This window comes from Streptomyces aureoversilis, assembly GCF_042657885.1.
Classification (GTDB): Bacteria; Actinomycetota; Actinomycetes; order Streptomycetales; family Streptomycetaceae; genus Streptomyces; species Streptomyces aureoversilis.
Window position 1 is genome coordinate 61,071 of sequence record NZ_JBHSKJ010000004.1, and the last position, 23,030, is coordinate 84,100.

The following is a 23,030-nucleotide window of genomic DNA, read 5'->3' on the forward strand; positions in this document are numbered from 1 at the left end:
GCGGGGCGACCCAGCTCAGGGGCACAAGCGCGAGAGCCAGCAGCCGGCCCTCTACTCGAGCAGGGCCGGGCCCCGTCCCCGACGGCCGGCTACCGGATCCGCTCCCGCGCCATACCGGTGCTTCGTACCCTTGCGCGCGGCCGCCGACTCCAGGATACGGAGCGAACTCTTCAGACCGTCCGCCGTCAGGCGGGCGCGGTGAGGCGGGCCTGTTCGATGAGCCGGTCCAGCAGTGAGAGCAAGCAGCTGCGGACGTCCTCCCGGGAGCGGGCGTCGAGCAGGAGGACGGGGGTGTCCGGGTCCCTCAGGTGCAGGGCTGCCTTGATCTCCTCGGGGGTGTACGGCTGCTCGCCGTTGAAGCAGTTCGCGCCGACGATGAACGGCAGTCCGCGGTTCTCGAAGAAGTCGATGGCGGGGAAGCTGCGGTCCAGCCTCCGGGTGTCGACCAGGACGACGGCCCCGAGCGCTCCGTACAGCAGGTCGTCCCACATGAACCAGAAGCGTTCCTGGCCTGGTGTGCCGAAGAGGTACAGGGCCACTCCGGCGTCGCTGAGGGTGATGCGGCCGAAGTCCATCGCAACCGTGGTCGCCGTCTTGCTCTCGATGCCGTCGAGGTCGTCGACGCCGACGCCGGCGGACGTCAGCCGCTCCTCGGTCCGCAGCGGATCGATCTCGGAGACGGCCTCGACCAGAGTCGTCTTGCCGACTCCGAAGCCCCCGGCGACGAGGATCTTGACGGGGGACGCTTCCGGCGCGGCGGCGCTGTCATAGTCGGGCAAGGTTGTCCCTGATTTTCATGAGCAGGTGGACATTGGAGGTCTCGGAGGCGTCCAGCGGCGGCCGGTGACGGATCAGGCCGCGTTCCAGCAGCTCGCCGAGCAGGACCACCATGGGAGTCAGGCGCATCCGCATCCGGGCGGCGATCTCGGCGACCGCCCGTCCGTTCGGCGACGGGCACATGGCGAGGATCTCCTGCCATTCCGTGGGCAGACTGCCGTGACCGTGGCCGGCACCGGGGACCGCTGTGATCATGGTGTCCATCGTCAGGCCGTGGCGGGACGCGGCTGTACGCCCGTCGGTGAGGGCGTACAGCCGCGTCCGGCGGCGCCGTCCGGGCTGGGGGTCGGCCGCCATTACGAGGTGGGCGCCTGTGAACGCTCCGGGGTGTCCAGCCACTCGCCGAGCGCCTGCGCGGCGCGGACCGTCTCGCCGCCCAGTTCCCCGAGCCGTGCCTTGCGGGAGGCCACCACGATCAGGGTGCTGCCCGATCCGCACCCCACGATGCACAGGTACCGGTCGTCCATCTCGACGAGTTGGCGGATCACTCCGCCGCCGTCGATCTCCCGCGAGATGGCCTTCATGGTGGACGCGATACCGGAGGATGCGGCGGCGACCCGTTCGGCTTGGTCCCGCTCCAGCATGTAGGCGCTGAGCTTGATCCCGTCGTTGGAGAGGAGTACGGCTCCCTGGATGCCCGCGATCCTGCTCAGGTTGTTGTCCAGGATGCTGTAGATCGCATCGTTCTGTGTCGTCGTCATGGCTGATCCTGTCGGAGCTCGAGTTCCACTTGCCTGGTGCTGTCTTCGTAGTCGGCCCAGGCGTCGGCCACCTCTTCGGGGGTGGCGGCGTCCTGGCCCACGCCCACCGGCCCGGCCGCGCGCGGCTCGCGGAGCTGCTGGGCCAAGTGGGCCTGCGGGATGCGCTCGGGGAGGGCCGGCCGGCCGGAGGTGTCCCCGGAACCGGGCCGTGGCGGTACCTCCGGCGCCGTGCTCCCGGCCTCCCGTGCCTGCTCCTTCCGCAGGCGGCGGGGCAGGCCCGGCGCGCCGGGGGCGGGCTCGCCGACCGGGTCGCCGGACGGCCGCTGCGGGACGAGCTTCGGGCGCCGCTCCTCGGCGGCCTGCGGTTCGGACCGGGGTTCCTCCACCGGTACGGTCACCGCATGGCGCTCCGGGGTCGTCACGAGGTGCTCACCCGGGACGATCACTATGGCGGAGGTTCCGCCGAACGCCGACCGGCGCAGCGTGACCGTCGCCCCGAGCTGGTCGGCGAGGTGACCGACCACGAAGAGGCCGAGCCGGTGGGCGTTCCGGGCGAGCACGGAGTACGGCGGGGCCGAGTGCAGTCGGGCGTTCATCTCCTCGTACCTCTCCGCGGTGACCCGCGGGCCGCGGTCCTCGACCTCGATGCAGAGACCGTCGCCGACCAGTTCGGACCGGATGGCGACCCTCGTCGTCGGCGGGGAGAAGCGGGTGGCGTTGTCCAGCAGCTCCGCCAGGAGGTGGCTGAGCTGGCTGATCACGCCGGCCTCCAGGCTGGTCTCGTCCATGGCGTGCCGGTCGATGCGCCGGAAGTCCTCGACTTCGGCGGCCGCCTCGCGCAGCAGATCGGCGATGCGCATGGGCTCCATGTGCGGGTCGGGGACCTCGCCATCCGCCAGGATGAGGAGGTTCTCGATCTGCCTGCGCATGCCGACCGTGAGCTGATCGGAGCTCATGAGGTCGGCGAGGAGCGCCTCGTCCTGGCCGAAGGTGTCCTGGATGTGCTCGGTGAGGGCGAGCTGCCGGCTGACCAGGTTCCCGGTCCGTGCGGCGATGCCGGAGGCGAACACGCTGAAGCCCTGCCGCTCGTCGGCGAGCTCCCGGTGCCCCTCCACGGACACGGCGACGACGCGGGCGAAAGCATCGCTGATCCGTCCGACCTCGTCCTGTTCGCCCCCCGGCTGCGGCAGCGCGTCTGCGCCGACGGCCTCTCCGCGCCGGAGACGGGCCACGACCTCCGGCAGCGTCTCCTCGGCGACCGTCACCGTGCGGTCGTGGAGGTCCCGCAAACGGCGCAGGACCGAACGCGTCGTGAAGACCACGACGGAGACGACCAGCAGGAGGGCGGCACTGCTCGCCGCCACCAGGACGACGACCTGGTGCTCCAGCTCGGCCGCCCGGTCGTCGGCGTGGGCGAGCAGTTCCTGCAGCTCGCTCTCGCCCAAGGCGTTCAAATGGGCGGAGAAGGTGTCGTAGGCTGCCCGCCAGTCGCCGATGGCCGGCGGCAGCACGACGCCGGAAGAGACGTCCCGGTGTTCGTCGACGACGGCCTTCTCGATGCGGGATTTGGTCTGCCAGGCGGAGGAGGTGAGGATCCGCTGGAGAGCGTCCTGGTCATCGAGGGGCAGGTCACGGGCGACCGAGTCGTACAAATAGTCGGCCGCTCCGGCGGTTTGGATGAATTCGCCGAACCTGGCGGACGTCAGCTTCCCGGAGGGGCCCGACAGCGCGAGGATGGAATCCTCGCGAGCCACTGCCTCCGCCGCCGAGAGCAGGGCCACGAGCGACGCCGTCTCCTGCGGGAGCCCGCCGCCGTCGACGTGGCTGAAGTCTCCGTAGCAACGGACCGTCCCGCCGATCAGCTCGGTGTAGTAGTCGACGGTGTCGTCCGGGCTCCCGTGGCGTGCGTCGGCCCGTTCGCGCTGGGCGCCCAGGTCGGCCAACCCCCGCGCGACTTCACGGAGGCGGTCCTTCGCCCGGTCGGAATGGACCTGATCGGGGTCCGACGACTTCAGGAACGCGGTCACGGCCCGGTCGGTATCGGCCCGGCGGTTACGCAGGTCGGCCCCGGGTACGGGCATGCCCGACCACCAAGCGGCGGTGACCGCACGCTCCGACTGCAGTTTGGTCATGAGCTGGTACAGCGGTACGACGGACTGCCGCCCGGCCGCCACGTCCTCACGCAGGTGCCGGGCCTCCCGCACCGACCGCTCGGAGCTGATGATGACCTGGACGCCCATCGCCAGGGTGGGCACCACTGCGAGCCAGATGAGCAGGGTACGCAGGCGCACGGCTCGTCGTCGGCTTCTTCGTACCGGCTCGCCCGGGCCTTCGGATCCTGTGGGAGTCATCAGTCCTCGTCAAACACAGCCGACCATTTCGGAGTGGATGCCGATCATAACCAGCCAATCACAAAAGCAGCAGTTGAGGTTGACGTGCAGGAATGGTAAAGGCGCTCAAGGGCAGTTCATCGCCGGCTGCGGTGATTGTCGGCTGTGCCCGGAGAAGTCGGGACAGGCGGGCGGCGGCCGGCCGTTGCCCGTCCCGTCCCCGCAGCCGCTCGTGCCGCGCGGTGCCGCGCCGCGCCTTCGCTGCCGTTGTGCATCTTCACACGCCGGGGCGTCGATTCAGGCAACCGCTCGGCCGGCCGTGCCGCATCCCGACACGGCCACGGAGGCCGACGCGCGGCCGACTCCGTGTCGAGGGCCTGGTCGGACGCCGCGACCGGCAGCCTGCCGGTTTGCTCCACCTGGGATCAGCAGCACATCAGCGCCGAAGCCGGCGATGGAGGAAGCCCTTGCCCTTGCTGACTTTCGGTGGTTGGTGCTGCTGAAGGCTTCCCTGGAACAGCCTTGGGCAGCAGACCGATGCTCACGACCTTCCTCTTGATCAGTGCGCATTGTCGGAGCACATGTCAGGCGGGGGCTGGCAATCATCCGGCAAAACCCCACCTGAGAATCAAGTTCGGCGCCTGGTTCGAGGCTGGTGTCCGAGGGCGAGTTAGGGTGACCGCCATGCGATGGGGAGATCGTCCGGTTTGGGTCCGGTGCACGGCGGCGGTGTACGTGGTCGGGTTCCTGGAAGGGACGGGAGCGCACGGGTATTTTCTGGTGACGGGCGGGCTTGACGCCTACGGCTACGCGCCGTTGCCCGTGCAACTGCTCTTCCACGGGCTGTTGCTGCTGGACCCGCTGGCCGCACTAATGATCATTCGTGCCCGCCCTGGTGGGCCGTTGCTTGCTGCCGTGGTCATGTTCGCGGACGTGGTGGGCAACTGCCACGTCGCATGGAGCACGGTCATGACGCATCCCACCGCATTTCTCCGGCCGATAGGGCTGTTGCCGATCACGCTCTTCGCCGTCTTCGTCCTGCCGACAGCATTCCCGCTTCGCCGAGCACTGGCGTCCGGTGGTGACATCGAAGCCTGCGTCCCGTCTCCGGCCGAAGCCAGATGATGCACCGTGTGTCGGCCCGGCCGGGCGTCCGCTGCCCCCCGGGACACGGTGTCGGCGCAGTCCTCGCGGCCTGCTGAAACCGAGGATCCGAAACACCTGCTCACCTTGTTCTTTATCTACATAGAACTCGCCCCGGAACGGCCTTCCTCTCGGTCACACGCATTCCTTGGCCGGAACACACGATCAGGCGAAGGCCGCCCCCACGTCCCGCGAACTCCCAGGTGGGCGACACAGTTCGGGACACTGTTCGAGGCCGGAAGAAAAAGAACAAGCTCAGGCGCGTCAGGGTAGCGACACGCGGTGAGTCGAAGAGGACCCGGGATCGTCTCCGCCAGCGCGTGCACCGCCCGGACAACACCATCCGCCGCCCGTACGCGTTCCTCACCCGTCTCGTCGCGTGCACCTGGTGTACGAGCATGTGGGTCGCGGCTGCCATCGTCGCGGCCTCCTACCTGCTCGGCGACACCCTCTGGTTCAAGATTCCCGCCGCCGTCCTCACCCTGTCCTGGCTCACCGGCGTCGTCTCGTCGTGGCTCGACTCACCGCCGCTTGCCGCTGCTCGTCGCCTGCCCGTGCAGGTTCCGCGATCTTGTGCGCACTGGTTCCTGCAGGAACATCGCACTCCGTGCTGCGCACGCACTTGTTGTGTGGGCTGAGGGTGAGCAATCCGGGTGGGCGAGGGCTCCTGGGCGGTGACGGCCGGTAGCGGCGGTCACGGCCGACGGCGTGGCCGGTCCGTCGGGGGTTCTCCGGGTACCCGGGCTCGAATGCGGAGCCCTGGGGCGGGGCGGAGGCGCCGGAACGGGACAGCCTTCCCCTACCGCCTCGGGGCTGATCCGTTCATCAGCCCCGCGCTGATACGATCTCGAATCGTGTTCGAGGACAAGCCCCAGGTGCCCGCTCGGCCGACCGGAGTGCAGCGCCGCGGGGTACAGCGCAGGGAGGCCATTCTCGACGCCGCCGAGGCGCTGCTCGCCGAGCACGGCTACCAAGCCGCCACCCTCAAGGCAGTGGGTCAGCGGGCGGGCATCCCGACCGCCTCCCTCTACCACTACTTCTCCGACCGGCATCAGGTCGAAGCCGAGCTGCTGCGACGCCAGGCGCGCGAGCTGGACGTGCTCATCGGCGCCGCCCTGGACAGCCTGGAGTTGCGTACACTGCGCGACGCCGTCGACGCCGTCATCGACCCCGTGCTCGACTACTTCCGCCGGCACCCGAGCTGCGCCGAACTGTGGTTCCCAGGACGCCAGGAGACGCTCGACGAACTGGTCCGCGCCTTCGACGAGGCGCAGACGGACAAGCTGTGGCACGCCTTGGTCGGGCGAGACCTCGTCCCCGCCGACACTCCCCGCCTCGTCGCGCAACTCGCCTTCGAGGTCGGCAACCGGCTCTTCGACATCGCGTTCCGGCGGACCCCGGGCGGCGACGACCTCGTGATCGCCGAGTCCAAACGCCTTGTCACCGCCTACCTTGAGACCTACGCCGCGCAGGGGCCGAAGCGGCGCGGCTGACGCAGGCGATCCGTCAAAGAGGCGGGGAGTCCCGGCGGGTATACGACTGGCCGCCGGGACTCGGGCGGAAGGGCCGCCGCGCGGCCGCCCGCCTGCTCGCGAGCCGCGACTTCGCGGGCTGGGCGCCGCATGCCCCGCAGCCGGATCCCGCGCATGCGCCCGCCGACGGCGTCCGCACGGTGAACCGGCCGTCTCGTTCCCTCATGCGACCGTGCGGTTGCCCGCGCCCTGCCTCACATGAGCGTCGCCGGCCTCCTCCGCTGCGCACGAAGGCGCCGATCCGTCCGTGCGGCCGTAGGCCCGCGCTCCTTGTGACTTCCGCAGGGCCCACGAAGTCGCAGAGAGTGACGACCGGTCGATGGTGAGACGTTGACAGTGGCTGACCGGAGGGCTAATTTCGAACTCGATTCGAGTTCGACTTTTCTGCTCTGGGCTGTCCCTCCGGCTGTGCCACCCGGTTCGCCGCGCGCGTGTTGCGGCGACGTCATCGGAACGGGCCCGGTGACAGCTGCCGCGCGATGTGAGGAGTCCGTATCCATGGGGAAGACCGCCGTCGGCGTGACGTACTCGGCATTCACCGGCTGGGTCGATCGGCCCACCGATTTCGCGCCGATGCTGGAGGGCGAGCTCACGTGCGATGTCGCCGTTGTCGGGGGCGGCTACGCAGGCATGGCGGCGGCGCTGCGATTGGCCGAGCGCGGCGCCGAGGTCGTCCTTCTGGAGTCCGGCTTCTGCGGATGGGGTGGCAGCTCACGCAACGCCGGTTACCTGTCGAACGCGCTGGCAGGCGACCCTCGGCTCCTGAACGCACTGTACGCACGCCGCCTGCCGGGTCTCATCCGTTATGCGGACAGAGCAGCCCACTTCACCGAGGGGCTGATCGAACGGCTCGATATCGGCTGCGAGTACGAGCCGACGGGCAACGTCATCGCCGCCGTCTCCCCGGGGCAGCTCCGGCGCGCCAAACGGAACGCCGAGATCCTCCAAGGTGCGGGGGCGGACGCCGAGTTCGTCGAGGGCCGCGATTTCGGCCTGCCGGCGACGTTCCTCGGCGGCGTCTTCGAGCGTGCCGGAGGGCTGCTGAACCCCGGGAAGTTCTCGCTCGGTCTGCGCGACGCGCTTCTTGGGTCAGACGTGAGGGTGTATGAGCGGACCGCCGTGCGCGCGGTCGAGCCCCAAGCCTCGGGAGCTGTCGTCCACGTGACCGGAGGTCGCGTCCGCGCCGAGCGTGTGGTTCTCGCCACCAACGCCTACTCCCGCGAACTCGCGATCGCCCCGAGGCGGATGGCCACACCGATCTGGACCAGCTTGGTCGAGACCGAACCGGTCGAGCCCGAACGCCTGGCGGCGACCGGCTGGACGAGGCGCATCGGCATTGTCACCCCACACACGATCCTGGAGAACTACCGGCCCACACCGCGCGGCACGATCATGTTCGGAACCCGCCGGCTGCGGACGGCGCGAGGCGCACTGGGCGCCCGCGAGCCGGATGACGCGGTCGTGGCGGACCTCGTCCAGGGCTTCCACGAGCGGTTCCCCTCACTCAGCGACGTAGCGCCGCAGCGGGCATGGGGCGGGTGGATCGCAATGACGCCGTCGTTGCTGCCGGTTGCCGGAGAAGCGACGAAGAACGTCTTCTACGCCATCGGCTGCAACGGCCACGGCCTCGCTCAGTCGCCCTATCTCGGGACACTGCTCGCCGACCGGCTCGCCGGCAGCCAGATGCACGAAGATCTCGCCACCGTATGGCGTCCACGGCCACGGTTCGCCATGTCCGTCCTCAGCGCGCCGACACTGCGGGCCGCTTGGGCGGTCGACCGGATCTCGGACCGCATTCACCGCCGCCGGACCTGAGCTTGTTCCTTTTCTTCCGACCTCGAACAGTGTCCCGAACTGTGTCGCCCACCTGGGAGTTCGCGGGACGTGAGGGCGGCCTTCGCCTGATCGTGTGTTCCGGCCAAGGAATGCACGTGACCGAGACGAAGGCCGTGATGGTGAGTGTGCTGGCTGAAGGGGTCCGACGGGAGGCGTTCGCGCAAGCGTCACGCTTCCGGGGCGAGTTCTATGAGTGTCTGACCGCCCGGCGGGATGAGTTTGTTCGAGCTGACCGACGCGGTGTTATGCGTCGACGGTCCGGTCACCTCGCCAGTGGAGTTGACGCTGGTACCCGAACACCGTCGTGGTCACGGCGCGTTGTACGGAGCCCTCAACCGCGGCCGGATCGACGCCGTCAGGTTGCGGGCCCTGCTGGCCGGCATGCCCCTGCCGCGCTTCGAGGGCGGGCGCCTGGTGCTCGCGGTCGACGTGTCACCGTGGCTGCGCTCGGACGCGCCGTGCTCGGACCAGCGGCTGTTCTGTCATGTCTACGGGCGGGCGAAGTCTGCGTCGCCGTTCATCCCGGGCTGGCCGTACTCCTTCGTCGCCGCCCTGGAGCCCGGGGCCACCTCGTGGACAGGGATCCTGGACGTGGTCCGGCTCGGACCCGAGGACGACGCGACCGCCATCACCGCCGCCCAGCTGAGGGCCGTGGTCGAGCGGCTCATCGCGGCCGGCCGGTGGACGCCCGGGGACCCGGACATCACCATCGTCATGGACGCCGGCTACGACGTCACCCGCCTGGCCTCGGCCCTACGGGATCTGCCCGTCGAGCTGGTCGGGCGGATCCGCGGCGACCGGGTGATGCGCTGTCCGGCGCCCTCGCGCGAGGAGTTCCATCGCGCCCATCCCCGCGGCGGCCACCCGCCCGAGCACGGGCCGGAGTTCCGCTCCAACAAGCCCGAGACCTGGCCCGAACCGGTGATCACCACGGCCACCGACACCACCAACTACGGCAAGGCCGAAGCCCAGGCGTGGGACCGGGTCCACCCGCGGCTGGCCCACCGCTCGGCCTGGCTGGAGCACGACGGCGAACTCCCCATCATCGAAGGCACCCTGGCCCGCCTCAAAGTCGAGCACCTCTCCAAGGACCGGGAGGCACCGCCGGTATGGCTGTGGTGCTCAAAGACCGGAGCCGCCCCGGCAGACGTGGACCGCTGCTGGCAGGTGTTCTTGCGCCGCTTCGATCTTGAACACACCTTCACGTTCGGAAAACAGACGCTCGGCTGGACCACCCCGAAGATCCGTACGCCCGAGGCGGCGGACCGATGGACCTGGCTCCTGGTCGTTGCCCACACCCAGCTCCGTTTCGCCCGCCCGCTCGCCGCCGACCTCCGCCGTCCCTGGGAGAAGCCGACCAAGCCCGAACGCCTCACCCCAGCCCGGGTCCGCCGGGGGTTCCGGAACATCCGGGCCCACCTCCTCTGCCCCGCCCGTGTTCCCCAACCTCGGGGCACCGGTCCCGGACGGCCACCCGGAAGCAAGAACCGCCGTCCCGCACCCCGCTACGACGTCGGCAAAACCGCCAAACGCCCCGAGACCCTCAAGGCCATCGGCAGACCCGGTAGATCCTGGTAGATAAAGAACAAGCTCACCGCATGTAGTGACGGTTGCCACGGTCACCGCGGCCACTTCCCCGTGCTGCTTCCAGCAGCAGGCCGTCGATGATCCGCCCGTACATCAAGCGTGCGGCTCTTCCTGCCACCCCGTCGAGGGATCGGGGCACTCCGCGCAAGCGCACTTCGGCGGACCACACTACGCGGCACCATCGTGCGTCCGCCTCGCCGGTCACAGGCCGCAGGGTGATCTCGGTCCAGCCCCGGACGACACGCCCTCGCTTCTCGAGCCGGCAGTGGCCGGGATCGGCGCGGGACGGGGGCGGCTCCCATCTCACGACCTCCATGGGGTCATCGAAGGCGACAGGGCCGAGACGGGTACGGGCGACGAACCGTGTTCCAGTACGAGTGGGTGGCGGAGTGATCACCTCGACGGTGGTGAACGGTACGTGGGCGGCATGCCCTTCCCAGTGCGTGAGCCGTTCCCAGACGGTTCCGGCCGGCAGCGGGACCTGTCGTACGACCCGGAAGGAGGCCATGCCCGTACGCAGCCGCTGGTCCTCAGCGGAGGCCGCGCGCGAGTGGGTGTCGCGGCTCGTACAGGCGCAGCTCGCCTCCGCCTGGCAGCCGGAGGGTAGTGAGCAGCCCCCACCCTTCGTCGCTGACCGGCTGGGTGAACTCCACGCCCTGCGCAGTCAGCTCCTCCACGGTCCGCCGGATGTCGTCACACATCAGGAACAGCTCGTGGCCGCCGGGTGTATCGGACGGGTGCACCGCGGCCTCGGCGGGCGGCAGCTCGAAGATCAGCCACCCGCCGCCGGCGTCGACGCACAGGAAGCCGAGCACGTCCCGGAGGAAGGCCCGGTCGGCCTCGGCATCCTGGCTGAACACGACGACGTGCGCGCCACTGATCATGTCTCGACCCTCCCTGCCCGTTTGAGAAGCCTTCTGCCCGCCTTCTGCCCTCACCGTAAGGAGCGGGACGGGACGGCGCCACCGGGCAGTGTTCCGGACGCAGCGGCTGTGTACGGTCCCGCCCGTCATCCCACATCACCGGACGCCGGACGCGTGTCGTGTGCCGGTTCACGTGCCGGTGTCGCCGTGTCGTTGGATCACCGCAACATGCGAGGCGCGCGCGTTGTCTCCGTGACCACGCATGTGATCGTGGCCCGGCCCTGCCATGGCCCGATCAGGCCGGCGGATTGATCAGACGGAAGTACAGGAACCGCGGTGTCGTGGACAGTCGTTTGAACCACTGCGGGTCCACGGTTTCACACTCCGGCAGCGGCATGGGCTCCACCAACTGATCGACCTCGAAGCCGGCCTCGCGCAGCGCGGCGAAGGTCCAGCTGAGTGGGCGCCGGTAGAAGCGCACCGTGCGCGGCCTGCCGCCGACCGTCCACTCGTCCGTGATCAGCTCGGTCCGGAAGTAGTCCGTGCGATCGAGCCAGTGCCAGTCCTCCCCCGGGTGGTGTACGGACAGCACCACTGCGCCTCCCGGCCGCAGGACCCGGCGCAGCTCCGCGAGTGCAAGGTCCCAGTCCTTCAGGTAGTGCAGCACCAGCGACGCCGTCACCAAGTCGAACGAGTCGTCGGGGAGGAAGTCGAGCGGTTCGGCCAGATCCGCTCGGCGGAAGGTCGCCCGGCCGTCGCGGTCATTGCAGAGCTCTTCGGCCATCCGCACCATGACACTGCTGCTGTCGATCCCGGTGACCGTAGCCCCGAGCCCGGCGAGCTGAGCCGCGAGGTGCCCGGCCGCGCACCCGACGTCCAGGACGCGCTTACCTGCCACGTCGCCTGCCAGCGCGAGGATCGCGGGCCGATCGTAGTAGGCGTTGATCACGCTCGATGCCGTGTGCTCCGCGTACTCCGCGCCGAGGTCGTCGTATTGCTCCGTCACCATTCTTTTGCTCCTTCCGTGGGCAGGAGGCCTCGCTGGGCCGGGCATTCGAAGCGGCTACGCCTCACCTGCCCAGCCGAATGTCTGTATGGCCGCGTGCCGATCATGATGCCCTCCGGGGCGAAGCCCTCGTGCACCACGGACAGGAGGCTCGCTCATCGGCCGACCGGTTCGATCTCGAAAGCCACCCGAGGCCGGGGGCCTGCGGTCAGTTCGCGCGCAGATCCTCGCCGACTCCGATGGCCTCGGCCCTGCCCACTGCGGGGTGAAGGTGTGCCAGGTGCAGGCGAGAGGCCGGTACGGCGCGCTCTCGAGGACGACCTGGGCCGGGGTCAGCGGTGCCCCCGGGACCGGCTCCCACGGCGCAGAGCCGTCGAGCACGGCGGGACTCTTCTGGCAGGCCTCGCGTGCGAGGGCGAGGGCGTCCGCGAAGCTGGGCTCTTCCGGGGTGCTGCTCACGCCACGGGGCGCAGTTACGCCGCCCGCCGGCGGAAGCGCGAGCCCCGATACGTGAAGTGGGAGAGTCCGTCTGGCACAGCACGCGCACCGACGACCTCATGAGGGAAGGGGCCTCGAGAAAGCGACAGGAGCCCGAGCACACAGCAGTGGAGTGAGAGGCGGGCCGTACGGGCCCGGGCGGGGCGGGTGGGGCGGGGCGTGGGTGAGTTATTGCGTTGCACGGACGCCGGAGGGGCCTTTACCCTGTTTGAGTTCCGCCTGTGCCCGTCCCGGGGCCCCGGCGCTGTGTTTCGAGGTGACGACTTATCTCCCAGGCCAAGTAGCCGTCCGCAGTTCCCCACGTTCTGAGGCTTCGAACGTGTCCGGGGGCGGACGTCGCGCTGGCCTGAGCCGTGTCACCCTCCCCCGTAGTTTCCTGTCTTTTCCCGGGTGCAGCTCTGCCGACTGCCCCGGGTTTGGTGTTTTCCGGCCCCGGCGCGGCTGACGGCAGGGCTCCCCGATTCCTTGAATCAGGAGTCCCACAGTGCCTTCCCCCGCGCTCGGCAACGAGCAGCAGCACACCGCCGAGCCCCCGGCTCACGACGTACCGGGCCGGTCGTCGAAGATGACCCGGGCCGCCCGGATCGCCCTCGTGGTGCTCCTGGTCGCCGAGCTCATGGACATCCTCGACCAGTCGGTCGTCCTCACCGCCCTGCCCGCCGTCCAGGAGTCGACCGGCGCCGGACCGGCCTCGGTGCAGTGGCTGACCGCCGGCTACTCGCTGACCGTCGCCGTCGGGCTGATCACCGGCGGACGCCTCGGCGACATCCACGGCCGACGCAAGGTCCTCCTCATCGGCACCGTCGTGTTCACCCTGGCCTCGCTGCTGTGCGGCATCGCCACCGGCCCCGGTGTGCTGATCGCCGCCCGCGTGCTCCAGGGCGCCGGCGTCGCCGTGATGATCCCCCAGGTCATGGCCACCCTCCACGTCACCTTCGACGGCGAGAACCGCAGCAGGGCCTTCGGCCTCTACGGGGCGGTCCTGTCGCTCGCCAACGTCCTGGGGCCGGTCCTGGGCGGCCTGCTCACCGAGGCCGACCTGTGCGGACTGGGCTGGCGGCCGATCTTCCTGATCAACGTGCCCGTCGGCCTCGCCGTGATCATCCTCGGACGCAAGTTCATCCCCGAGTCGATCGCGCAGAACGCCGACCGGCTCGACCTCACCGGCATGCTGCTGTCCGCACTGGCCGTGGTCCTGATCATTTTCCCGCTCACCGAGGGCCACACCCACCACTGGCCGCTGTGGTGCTTCGCCATGCTCGCCGCAGGACTCCTCGTGCTCGGCGTCTTCCTGGGCCACCAGCAGCGCAGGAAGGACAACGCCCCGCTCGTGGCGCTGTCCCTCTTCCGGGGCAAGCAGTTCTCCGGCGGCCTGTCGGCCCAGCTGATGCTCGGCCTGCTGTGCGGCCTGTTCTTCATGACCTGGACGCTGTACCTCCAGCGCGGCCTGGGAATGAGTCCGCTGATGGCGGCCGCGGCCTTCGTACTGCTCGCTCTCGGCGAGCTGGCCGGTGCGACGACCGCGATGAAGACCGCCGGGCGCTTCGGGCGCCGCCTGCCCCAGGCCGGAGCCCTGATCGCGCTCGCCTCGATGGCGGCCTACGGACTCCAGGCCGGCAGCCGACAGGCCGACCTGACCCTCCTCGCGATGACCGTCCCGGTCGTGCTGATCGGCTTCGGCCTCGGCATGGTCGGCGGCCCGCTCGCCGACATGTCGCTCGCCAGGGTCCCGCACGAGAACGCCGGTTCCGCCTCGGGCCTGTTCAACACCGCCATGCACCTGGGCATCGCCCTCGGCACCGCACTGACCGCCCTGGTGTTCTTCTCCACCACCGGCGGCTCACCCGACGGCGCGATCAACCGCGACGCGTTCACCGGCATCCTCTGGTGGGTCGGCGGCGCCCTCGCGTTGATGTGGGCCCTGATGTTCTGCCTGCCCGATCACGCGAAGCGCCAGGCCGGATAAGCCAGTTCCCCAAGGCGGCGGCACCCGCCCCACTGCCGCCGCCTCCCCCTCCCCGTACGAGTTCATCTCGTCCAGGGGCAGGCGAGCAACCTGGTCGTACGGGACGGAGCGTATACGGGGCGCGCAGCACGTCGTCTGGCGACGCATCGGCGGGCACGACTCCTCCACACCAGCCCGTGACGCACCCACGAACGGTGACGGCCAGACCCCCCGGGGTGGGGTCCGGTAGTCGCTCGTCGGCCTGGGAACGTCCGAGTCAATCCGCCTTCGGGAGGCTGATCCACCATGGCCCTGCGCCTGGAGGCCGTTCACCGACCAGCATCGCAAGCGCCTGGAGGAGCTGCTGCGCGCGTACGGGCCGAGCTGTGGGTCCGCCGCACACGGTCGCTACATGCTGGTCGGCCGGCCCGAGAGCCTGATCACCTGTCAGAGGTCGATCATCGACAGGCCGAACAGGTCTTTGTGGCCCAGGCCGAGGGACCCCGCGAGCTTGGTAAAAGTGCGACGTGACGGAATGGCGCCCGCGGGATCAAGCCCCCTGGTAGACGGTAGTCCTCCCCAAGCCGCTTTTCGTAGCAAGGACCTCCTCCTGCAAGGACGGTCCGGTGGCTGGCGTCAGAAGCGCAAGCGGCGCGCGGCGGGCCGGGAGCGACTCGGAGCTGCGTCGGGTCCGGCCGCCTCCTGCGCGTCCACCTGTCCGACGTGCCCTGACTCACCGTCGTATGTGATCTGAGCCATAAGGTGTCACAAATTCCCTCCGCCCGGCGCCTTGTGTGCGAAACCCCGAGCGAACGGAACAAGGACCATGACGAAGTACAACGGCAGCCGGACTGAAGTCATCGTGATCGGCGGCGGATACGCCGGAGTCCTCGCGGCCAACCGCCTGACCAGCTGCGATGACGTGGCCGTGACCCTCGTCAATCCGCGCTCGTCCTTCGTCGAGCGCCTGCGCCTGCACCAGCTGGTGGCGGGGTCCGACGACGCGGTTGTCGACTACAAGGACGTCCTGAGCGAGCGGGTCAAGCTCGTGGTCGACACCGCGACCGGGATCGACCGGCAGGCCCGCACCGTCTCGCTGGCAGACGGCGGCACCGTCAGGTACGACCATCTGATCTACGCGGTGGGCAGCCGCAGCGGCGCGCCGCAGGTGCCCGGCGCGGACCGGTTCGCCTTTCCGATCGCGACCCTGGAGGAGGCTGAGCGCCTGCGCGAGGCCGTGGCCGCCGCGCCCGCCACCGCGGTGCTGACGGTCGTCGGCGGCGGTGCCACCGGCATCGAGACCGCGGCCGAGCTCGCCGAGGCGGGCCGTACGGTCACCCTCGTCTGCGGAGGCCGGCTGGGCCCCTACCTCCACCCGAACGGCCGCCGCTTCGTCGCCAAGCGGCTGGCGGCCCTCGGCGTGACCGTCCTCGAAGGCCCCGGCACCAAGGCGGCGTCCGTGACGGCCGACGCCGTGCGCCTCGCCGACGGCCGCGAGGTGCGCGGCCACCTGACCGTCTGGGCCGCCGGCTTCGGCGTTCCCGACCTGGCCGCCCGCAGCGGCCTCAGCACCGACGAGACGGGCCGTCTCCTGACCGACGAGACCCTGACCAGCATCGACGACGACCGCATCGTCGCCGCCGGGGACGCGGCGGCGCCATCGGGCCTCGCTTACCGGATGGGATGCCAGTCCGCCGTCCAACTCGGCCCGCACGCCGCCGACGCCGTGCTCCGCCGGATCAAGGGCGGGCGGCCCGAGGCCATCAGCATCGCCTTCGCCGGGCTGTGCGTCAGCCTCGGCCGCGGCGCCGGCATCTTCCAGTTCGCGCGCAAGGACGACACCGCCATCCGGTTCTACGTCGGCGGCCGCCCGGGCGCGCGCCTGAAGGAGTTCGTCGTCTCCCACACCGTCAAGCAGCTCTCCGACGAGGCGCGCAAGCCCGGCGCACGCGTCCTGAAAGCCAAGGACGACTCCCGGCAGCAGCGCGTCCAGGCCACGCCCGCGCATGTGTCGTAGCCTCTGGAGAGGGCGGCCCAGGCGCTGCCCTCTCCCCGTAGCCGGGCCCCCTGGGGGGCCGCCATGAAAAGAATGGAAGGATTCGAGGATGCGAGACCACACCGCGGACCCGGCGACCGACGCCTTCGTCGCCCACCGCAACCTGCTCTTCACCGTGGCCTACGAGATCCTGGGTTCGGCGGCTGATGCCGAGGACGTCCTCCAGGAGACCTGGCTGCGCTGGGCCGAGGTCGATCTGGCACAGGTCAACGACCAGCGCGCGTACCTCGTCCGCGTCACGACCCGGCGGGCGCTCGACCGGCTGCGGGCCCTGCGGCGGCGCAAAGAAACCTACGTCGGCCCCTGGCTGCCCGAGCCGCTGCTCACCTCGCCGGACGTCGCCGAGAACGTCGAGCTCGCCGAGAGCCTGTCCATGGCCGTGATGCTCGTCATGGAGACCCTCTCGCCCACCGAGCGGGCGGTGTTCGTCCTGCGCGAGGTCTTCGACGTCGGATACGACGAGATCGCGGAGGCGGTCGGCAAGACCCCGGCCACAGTCCGCCAGATCGCCCATCGCTCCCGCAAGCACGTCGACGCCCGCCGCCCCCGCGAAGTGGTCTCCCCACGCCAGGCCCAGGCCGCGCTCGCGTCGTTCCAGCACGCCGTGGAGACCGGCGACCTGCAGGGCGTACTCGACGTACTCGCCCCCGACGTCGTCCTGATCAGCGACGGCGGCGGCGTCAGGAGTGCCGCGCTACGACCCGTCAAGGGCCTCACCAAGGTGTTCCGCCTCCTCCTCGCCAACCTCGGCGACAAGGAAGGCGCCCTCACCAGCGAGCCCACCACCGTCAACGGCGATCCGGCGCTCCTCCTGCGGGTCGGCGGCGAGATCGACAGCGTCATGGCGATCCGTCTCGAGGACAGCCTCGTCACCGGCATCTACTTCGTCCGCAACCCCGCCAAGTTCACCCACATCGCCGCCGCCACACCACTCACCCTGACCTGCCAGCCGATCAGCCGCTGATCAATGCCCGCGATCTCCATGACGGGCCGTCGGCCGGGCGTCACCTAGCGCGGCTCCCATGCCCACCCGAGCCCGTCCTTCACCGGGGCGCGATGCTTGCCGCCGCTCCCCCAGCGGATCTGTGCTGCCGACTTCTCCAGCCACGCCGGCGTCCTGTCCCGGGCGATGTTCTGGCTGGCACAGCTCCAGAACCAGGCGGTGCTCCTCACCGAGCAGCGCCCACGCAATCTGCGCGGTCGACGGCGCCCGGAACACCAGGTCCATGACCAGCCAGGGCGACCGCGGCCAAGCCCCGGTCAGTCCAGAACCCGGGCCGGACACCGGCCTCGTCCTGGCGGCGCGCAGCGGCCTGCCCCAGGGCGCTGCGCGCCGACCATGGGCTCTGGCCGTCGCCGACCATCACGCTGCGGAAGCAGTACAACCGACCCCTCGGGCCGACCTTCGCGGCGCTGAGCATCCCGCCATGGAAACCCGCCCGTGACCTGTACAAAAGCGTGTTCCGGGGTGCTTCCCGCCCAGCGGGAAGTCATCACCAGATCTCTACCGCGGCGCCCGCCGGGCGGGCCGCCACAACAGCCCGAGACGGTAAGCCGCCGCCCTGTTGTAGGGGTCGGTTTCGAATTCCCAATGGCGGCCAATTTGTTGGGGAGACAACTGGCCGCCGCCGTTGTCACCGTGTGTGACTGCTGTCAAACTGGTTGGCGTCAGTAGACGATTGACACGATTTGGCAGGTCGCTTCGGCCAGTTCACGGTCACCGTCGATGCGGGCGCGAGCCAGGGCGGTGTCCGGCTGAATGCCGCGGGTGCACAGGCGCCAGGCGGTCTCCGCATCCAGGCCGACGACCGCGGCAGGACGTTCGGCGTCCGGTTCGGCAAGCGACCAGTGATCCCCGATGGCCGTCACCGTCCAGCTGCCGCCGGCCGGGCCGCTGATCCGCACCCGGATCTGCGTGCCGACGGGCGCGGTGACCTCGCGCAGGGTGTGGGGCAGGGCCCGCATGAAGGTGTCCAGGACCACGGACAGGAAGCGTGGATCGGGATCGGTGTCCTGGCCGATGGCGTGGCGGATCTGCTGGCGGTGGGTCCAGAACTCGGTGAAGTCGCGGGCGCTGTCCAGCCACATCGGCGCCGGATCGACCCCGGCCCAGGACACCCCCAGCGAGGGGGAGCCGAGGTCGGCGGCCTCGAAGAACCGGGCGACCTGCCCGCCGATCAGGTCGAGGGTGTCGGTGAGCGCGGCCGGGCTCACCCGGCGGTGGGCATCGACCCATTCCTGGTTGATGCGGTGGATGAACGCCTCCAGCGTTTCACCTGGCGCGAAGCCGGGGCCGCCCTGGTGGCCGTCGCGGTCCCGGGCGAGGCGCCCGTAGAAGTCGCCCAGGACGTGCGCGGCAAGATCCCGGACGGTCCAGCCCGGCACTGCCTCCTTGTCCCAGTCGGCGGGCGCCAGGCTGCTCAGCGTGGCCATCAGCGCGGCCTGCTCCGCGGCGAACAGGGTACGGGCATCGATCGGGGTACCGAGCCAGGAAGGGTTCGGCACGTCATTGAGCTGGGCGTCCATGGCTCAAGCCTGCCAACCGGATGACCGTTCCGCTAGCGAATATCCCATTACGCGAATCCTTTCGGCTACCTTGCGTAACCGTGCCACCTGGCCGTAGGTCGGAAAAATCCGGCTGGCCGCCGGGCCCCGGTGGGCTCCGATCAGCATCTCGGGATCACCCAGCCCCTGCCGGGCAGCAGCCGTGTCGGCGTGGATTAATCCAGACAGTAGATGTCGAGTATCCGCGCTTTGATGGATGGCATGGAGATGCAGACATTCAGTTGGGCGGAGTTCGAGGCGGCCGAAGCGGAGTTCGCCGGCGCCGTGCGGAAGCGGTTCGCACAGTACAAGCACCACGTCCTCGCGACCCTGCGCGCGGACGGCAGCCCCCGGCTCACCGGCCTTGAGGTGGACATCCGCTCCGGCGAGCTCTGGCTTGGCATGATGCCGAACTCCCGCAAGGCCCTGGACCTGCGCCGCGACCCGCGCTTCGCCGTCCACGCGAACCCCGGCCCGGACGCCGGGATGACGGGCGGTGACGTACGGGTCAGCGGTCGGGCGGTCGAGGTCACCGACGCCGAGACGCTTTCGCGGTACGCGGACGACGTTCACCCGCCGCAGCCGTTCCACCTCTTCCGTACCGAGCTGACGGAGATCGTGCACACAGCAGTCGACAACGACGAGCTGGTCATGCGGGTGTGCCGGCCCGGCGCCGCCCTGCGTACCATCCGCCGAGGCAACGGCGCCGAGCCACCGCGCGAGGACACTCAACGGCCTGCATCGAATAGGTCGGTCACGGCCACTCGTTGATGGCCGCGACCAGAACAGTGGCCTCGTGGCGGAGCGCGAGCTTTTCGTACCCCGTGGCCACGGCCCGGTTCTCTTGAGGCGGTTGATGCCCGGCCGCCAAACACCACGTTCCCGGCCGCACCAGGCCGGAGGCAACCCGGACACCGACCGGAAAGGCCCAAGGCCGCAAGCGACGCCAGCACACGGGTCGCGAGATGGCCCGGTCAGACAAGCCTCGCCCAGGGGAAGTAGTCGACGACTCCGGCGGGCCGATCGGACAACTGTCACCGCTCAGCTTGTCGGACTCCCCTGCAGGCGAGGATTGCGCTGGCGTCGTCTGCGAGGAAGAGCATGAAGGCCCACGTCCGGTCCGATGAGAAGATGCAGCCGATCCTGACCTGAACGGCTTCGAGCCGGGTGAGGATGTCGACGGAGGATGGCAGGGCGAGAATCTCAGTACCTCGCCTCCTTGACCAGCGGAGGCGAGCCGCGTAGATGTCTGCCCGGTCCATCTGTCGCCCTTTCGCCTGCTGTCCCGCTGTCCCGCTGTCCCGCTGTCCGCTGTCCGCTCAGTCGTCAAAGTGGAGGTCAGGTCGGGTCCAGAGGGTGAGGTCGCTGCTGGTGGCGACCGCCAGGGTCAGGCCTGAGGGGGAGAACCCGGCTGCGCGGAGTTCTGAGTACTCGGAGTGGAAGATGTGCCACCACGTCCCTCCCGCCGGGCCTTTGTGGGACCCGCCGTCGGCGGAGAGGATGACGCGGTCGTGGGGCCACTCGGGGCTGACGACGTCCAGGGTCCAGCCGTCTGGTGTGGTGCTGTGCAGGCCGCCGCCGAAGAGCCCGGCGATACGCACCGGCGTGCCCTCGATCGGGCCGAGCCCGGGGCAGGTGAGCTCCGGCGACGCGTCCGGAGTGCTGGTGTCAGGGTCGGGGTTCCGGTCGCGGGCGACCTTCTCGCCGGTGACCGCGTCGAAGAGTCCATGGCCGTCGCTGGACACGACCATGACGAGGTCGTGCCCGCTGTCGGGATGGACGGCGAAGCCAATGCCGAGCAGACCCCCGATGGGGGTCCTGTGGTCCAGCACCGGCTGCCACGGCTCCGGGGCCGGCATGACGGGAGCGGCGATGTAGCGCTCGCGCAGCTTCTGCTGGTACTCCGTGATCAACTCGTCTCCTCTGGGCTGTCTGTGTCGAGAGTCAAGACCACAAACGATCTCAAGGTGAAAAGAACGATGCACCTTCGGTAACCGCAATCCTGCTCACGCCGCCTCGGAGGGCGAGGGGCGGTGGGCGTGGGCGGGGCAGCGGTCTGGTGACAAGGTCCGTGCTCAGGCCCACACCGATGAGGCCCTCCGGAAGCCGCCGTGTCGGGTGATGATCTCCTCGGCCGTTGCCGCACTGCTCTCGCCGCGTCGGTGGGCCAAGAGGGCGATACCGCGCACGACTCCCCCGATAACCCACCAATGCTGAGCGCACCGCGTCACCGACGCCCTTCGACACGAACAGCCACCCCCCGACCCCCGGGCGCCGGCCGGGGGCTTCGTGCTTCCTGGAGGAGTTCGTTGTGCCCACGTACGAGGCCCTGCCCCGCTTCGCCGCCGACCTCGACCGCCTCACCCCATAACAGCGCCGTACCTTCCGCCGCGTCGTCACCCGCGCCTTCGTCCCCGACCTCCGCGCGGGCTGCTTCCGCGCGGGCCTTCGCGCAAGCGCGTCCGGTGCGCGCCGGGCGTCTACCGCCGCCCACGACTGTGTCGCACGGACCCGGGCCCATGCGGCACAGCGGCTTCTTTTGCGGCTTCCTCAAAGCCTTGAGGAAGTCTCGAGAAAACCTCGAGAAGGCCCTTCGCAGCCTCCCATGGCCGAAAACACTCTCCACAAGCCCTTCACATAGGCCATTGAATGCCCGTTACCAACACTGATTCCTCATCAGCGCATCAGTGCACTCTTCACGTTTGGGAGACACCCCATGAGACGACTCCGCACCGCGGGTCTGGCACTTCTCGGCGCGACGCTCGTCGCCTCCGTCACGGCGAGCCCGGCTCAGGCGTCGCCGGGCGAGACCCGTACGGTGTGCGCCGACTCGATGACCCCGGACGGCTGGGTCGACGTGAACTGGGGCACCAGCGCCTCGTGCCGCGCGATGGGCGGCTCGAACGTCAAGATGATCAAGCAACTGGACGGCCTCCCCGTCGGCACCCAGGTCAACGCCTGCGCCTCCGCGCAACCGCCGAGTGGCTGGACCAAGGTCCAGACCTACTACAGCGGCGGCTGCGTGGTCTTCGTCAACTCCTCCTTCACGCCGAACGCTTGGCTGCTGCGGAAGACCTCCTGACCGGAGGGCGGCGAGGGTGTGGCACTCCGCCAAGCGGCCGTCACCGATAAGCTCACCCGGTCCGGGGGCGGGCGTGCAACCTGGTCCCACGTGACGGAGCGGATACGGGACGCGCAGCACATCGTCTGGCGGCGCATCGGCGGGCACGACTCCTTCACCAGCCCGTGACACACCCACGAACGGCGACGGCCGGACCCCCGGGGGCCGGCAGTCGCTCGTCAGCCTGGGACCGTCCGAGCCGCTCCGCCTTCGAGAGGCTGATCGCCACGGCCTTCTCGAGGCGAAGTACCCGCGCAGCGGACAGTTCCTGAGCGGCCCCGGCCGAGGTTATCCACAGGCTGGAACGTGATCGGCGGTTCTTTCGTCCTCTTGCTGCCCGAGTCGATCACATGGGGGTGTACGGGTGCGGTACGGCGTGGTGGAGGAGATCCGAGAGGCGTTCGGCCAGCGGTGCTGTATCCACTACATACCGCACGCCGGAGTGATCGAGGGTCCGAGCAATCGGATGAGCGGGCTGATGCCGACCAGCGGGCTGGACGGGCATCCCGATGGTCCTGGACGACGCGGACCGCATCGTCACCCCGGTCACCGCGCCGCCGGGCGCTGCCGACGAAGTCACGCCGTAATCATGCTCGTTGGCAGTGGAGGCCCTCGGGCCCGCCCCTGCCGGCCCGTACGGCAGACTCCTGCTGTGACCACAGCAGCGCAGCCGCGTCGTGCCCGCGGCCGAGGACTGCGTACGCTCATCACCCCCGCCCCCCGAACCGCACGTCGCGGAACAGGCAATGGATCTCTCCTCCCGGGGCACCGGGTGTCGAGGAACACGCCGATGCCACGGCGCAGACGGCCTGCTGTCTCACCGAAGCCGCGCATCCCGCGGGACACCTTCACCATCGAGGACGCCGTGGACGCGATCGACACCCTCGTAGAGGCGCTCTCCATCCCTGGACCCGCACTCCGCACGGCTCCTCACCTCCATCCCAGAAGCAACCACAGCACTGCTCAAGCACCTCGCGCACAGCCAGCACGGTGACCAGACAGCCGTGGCCGCTGATGCCCGCGCTGAACGA

At 69.7% G+C, this 23,030-nt stretch carries 17 protein-coding genes and 1 pseudogene; 10 read left to right on the forward strand and 8 right to left on the reverse strand.

The annotated features are described in order from the left end of the window. Positions 1-185: 185 nt before the first annotated feature. The 4 genes from ACFPP6_RS08095 to ACFPP6_RS08110 are packed head-to-tail and all read right to left on the reverse strand — an operon-like array spanning position 186 to position 3,829. The gene (locus ACFPP6_RS08095) at positions 186-779 is read right to left on the reverse strand and encodes a GTP-binding protein (RefSeq protein WP_382038617.1); all 594 of its coding nucleotides are present in this window, start codon (positions 777-779) and stop codon (positions 186-188) included. Beyond that, positions 766-1,134 (reverse strand): DUF742 domain-containing protein, encoded by a 369-nt coding sequence (locus ACFPP6_RS08100; RefSeq protein ID WP_382038619.1) that lies wholly within the window; start codon positions 1,132-1,134, stop codon positions 766-768. The genes ACFPP6_RS08095 and ACFPP6_RS08100 overlap by 14 nt, the downstream gene beginning before the upstream one ends. After that, positions 1,134-1,538: a roadblock/LC7 domain-containing protein gene (locus ACFPP6_RS08105; RefSeq protein WP_335581722.1), complete on the reverse strand. Its 405-nt coding sequence runs from the start codon at positions 1,536-1,538 to the stop codon at positions 1,134-1,136. The genes ACFPP6_RS08100 and ACFPP6_RS08105 overlap by 1 nt, the downstream gene beginning before the upstream one ends. Further along, a complete protein-coding gene (locus ACFPP6_RS08110) occupies positions 1,535-3,829 on the reverse strand; it encodes a sensor histidine kinase (RefSeq protein ID WP_382038621.1) in 2,295 nt (764 codons plus the stop codon). Before ACFPP6_RS08110 ends, ACFPP6_RS08105 begins: the two co-directional genes overlap by 4 nt. Positions 3,830-4,552: 723 nt before the next feature. Here ACFPP6_RS08110 and ACFPP6_RS08115 point away from each other — a divergent pair. The 5 genes and pseudogenes from ACFPP6_RS08115 to ACFPP6_RS08135 all read left to right on the forward strand — a co-directional run bounded on the left by ACFPP6_RS08115 (position 4,553) and on the right by ACFPP6_RS08135 (position 9,957). After that, positions 4,553-4,993 (forward strand): hypothetical protein, encoded by a 441-nt coding sequence (locus ACFPP6_RS08115; RefSeq protein ID WP_382038622.1) that lies wholly within the window; start codon positions 4,553-4,555, stop codon positions 4,991-4,993. A gap of 221 nt (positions 4,994-5,214) precedes the next feature. Next, positions 5,215-5,649 (forward strand): DUF1360 domain-containing protein, encoded by a 435-nt coding sequence (locus ACFPP6_RS08120; RefSeq protein WP_382038624.1) that lies wholly within the window; start codon positions 5,215-5,217, stop codon positions 5,647-5,649. Positions 5,650-5,865: 216 nt separating this feature from the next. Continuing rightward, entirely contained in the window at positions 5,866-6,504 is a 639-nt protein-coding gene (locus tag ACFPP6_RS08125) for a TetR/AcrR family transcriptional regulator (protein ID WP_382038626.1), read from the forward strand. A gap of 537 nt (positions 6,505-7,041) precedes the next feature. Beyond that, positions 7,042-8,358 carry an NAD(P)/FAD-dependent oxidoreductase gene (locus ACFPP6_RS08130; RefSeq protein WP_382038628.1) on the forward strand — a complete coding sequence of 439 codons (1,317 nt, stop codon included), beginning with the start codon at positions 7,042-7,044 and terminating at the stop codon, positions 8,356-8,358. 137 nt (positions 8,359-8,495) lie between these two features. After that, a pseudogene (locus ACFPP6_RS08135) lies at positions 8,496-9,957 on the forward strand (NF041680 family putative transposase). Positions 9,958-10,496: 539 nt separating this feature from the next. Here the strand turns inward: ACFPP6_RS08135 and ACFPP6_RS08145 are convergent. Further along, a complete protein-coding gene (locus tag ACFPP6_RS08145; RefSeq protein WP_382038631.1) occupies positions 10,497-10,850 on the reverse strand; it encodes a VOC family protein in 354 nt (117 codons plus the stop codon). A 274-nt stretch (positions 10,851-11,124) separates the two neighbouring features. Then, complete coding sequence (locus ACFPP6_RS08150) at positions 11,125-11,838, reverse strand: class I SAM-dependent methyltransferase (protein ID WP_382038633.1); 714 nt, start codon at positions 11,836-11,838, stop codon at positions 11,125-11,127. A 979-nt stretch (positions 11,839-12,817) separates the two neighbouring features. Between ACFPP6_RS08150 and ACFPP6_RS08155 the strand changes: the two genes are divergently transcribed. The 3 genes from ACFPP6_RS08155 (at position 12,818) to ACFPP6_RS08165 (ending at position 17,298) form a co-directional block, all read left to right on the forward strand. Beyond that, on the forward strand, positions 12,818-14,299 hold the full coding sequence (locus ACFPP6_RS08155; RefSeq protein WP_382038635.1) for an MFS transporter: 1,482 nt from the start codon (positions 12,818-12,820) through the stop codon (positions 14,297-14,299). Positions 14,300-15,104: 805 nt separating this feature from the next. After that, positions 15,105-16,295 carry an NAD(P)/FAD-dependent oxidoreductase gene (locus ACFPP6_RS08160; RefSeq protein WP_382038637.1) on the forward strand — a complete coding sequence of 397 codons (1,191 nt, stop codon included), beginning with the start codon at positions 15,105-15,107 and terminating at the stop codon, positions 16,293-16,295. Between the two features lie 88 nt (positions 16,296-16,383). After that, positions 16,384-17,298: an RNA polymerase sigma-70 factor gene (locus tag ACFPP6_RS08165; protein WP_382038638.1), complete on the forward strand. Its 915-nt coding sequence runs from the start codon at positions 16,384-16,386 to the stop codon at positions 17,296-17,298. A gap of 704 nt (positions 17,299-18,002) precedes the next feature. Here ACFPP6_RS08165 and ACFPP6_RS08170 read toward each other — a convergent pair. Further along, the gene (locus ACFPP6_RS08170; RefSeq protein WP_382038640.1) at positions 18,003-18,860 is read right to left on the reverse strand and encodes a maleylpyruvate isomerase family mycothiol-dependent enzyme; all 858 of its coding nucleotides are present in this window, start codon (positions 18,858-18,860) and stop codon (positions 18,003-18,005) included. A 246-nt stretch (positions 18,861-19,106) separates the two neighbouring features. Between ACFPP6_RS08170 and ACFPP6_RS08175 the strand changes: the two genes are divergently transcribed. Beyond that, positions 19,107-19,649: a pyridoxamine 5'-phosphate oxidase family protein gene (locus tag ACFPP6_RS08175; protein WP_382039215.1), complete on the forward strand. Its 543-nt coding sequence runs from the start codon at positions 19,107-19,109 to the stop codon at positions 19,647-19,649. A 548-nt stretch (positions 19,650-20,197) separates the two neighbouring features. On the opposite strand, the gene ACFPP6_RS08180 is transcribed toward ACFPP6_RS08175, so the two are convergent. Beyond that, on the reverse strand, positions 20,198-20,791 hold the full coding sequence (locus ACFPP6_RS08180; protein ID WP_382038642.1) for a hypothetical protein: 594 nt from the start codon (positions 20,789-20,791) through the stop codon (positions 20,198-20,200). An 803-nt stretch (positions 20,792-21,594) separates the two neighbouring features. On the opposite strand from ACFPP6_RS08180, the gene ACFPP6_RS08185 reads away from it, so the two are divergent. Then, positions 21,595-21,960 (forward strand): hypothetical protein, encoded by a 366-nt coding sequence (locus ACFPP6_RS08185; RefSeq protein ID WP_382038644.1) that lies wholly within the window; start codon positions 21,595-21,597, stop codon positions 21,958-21,960. The last annotated feature ends 1,070 nt before the right edge of the window (positions 21,961-23,030 follow it).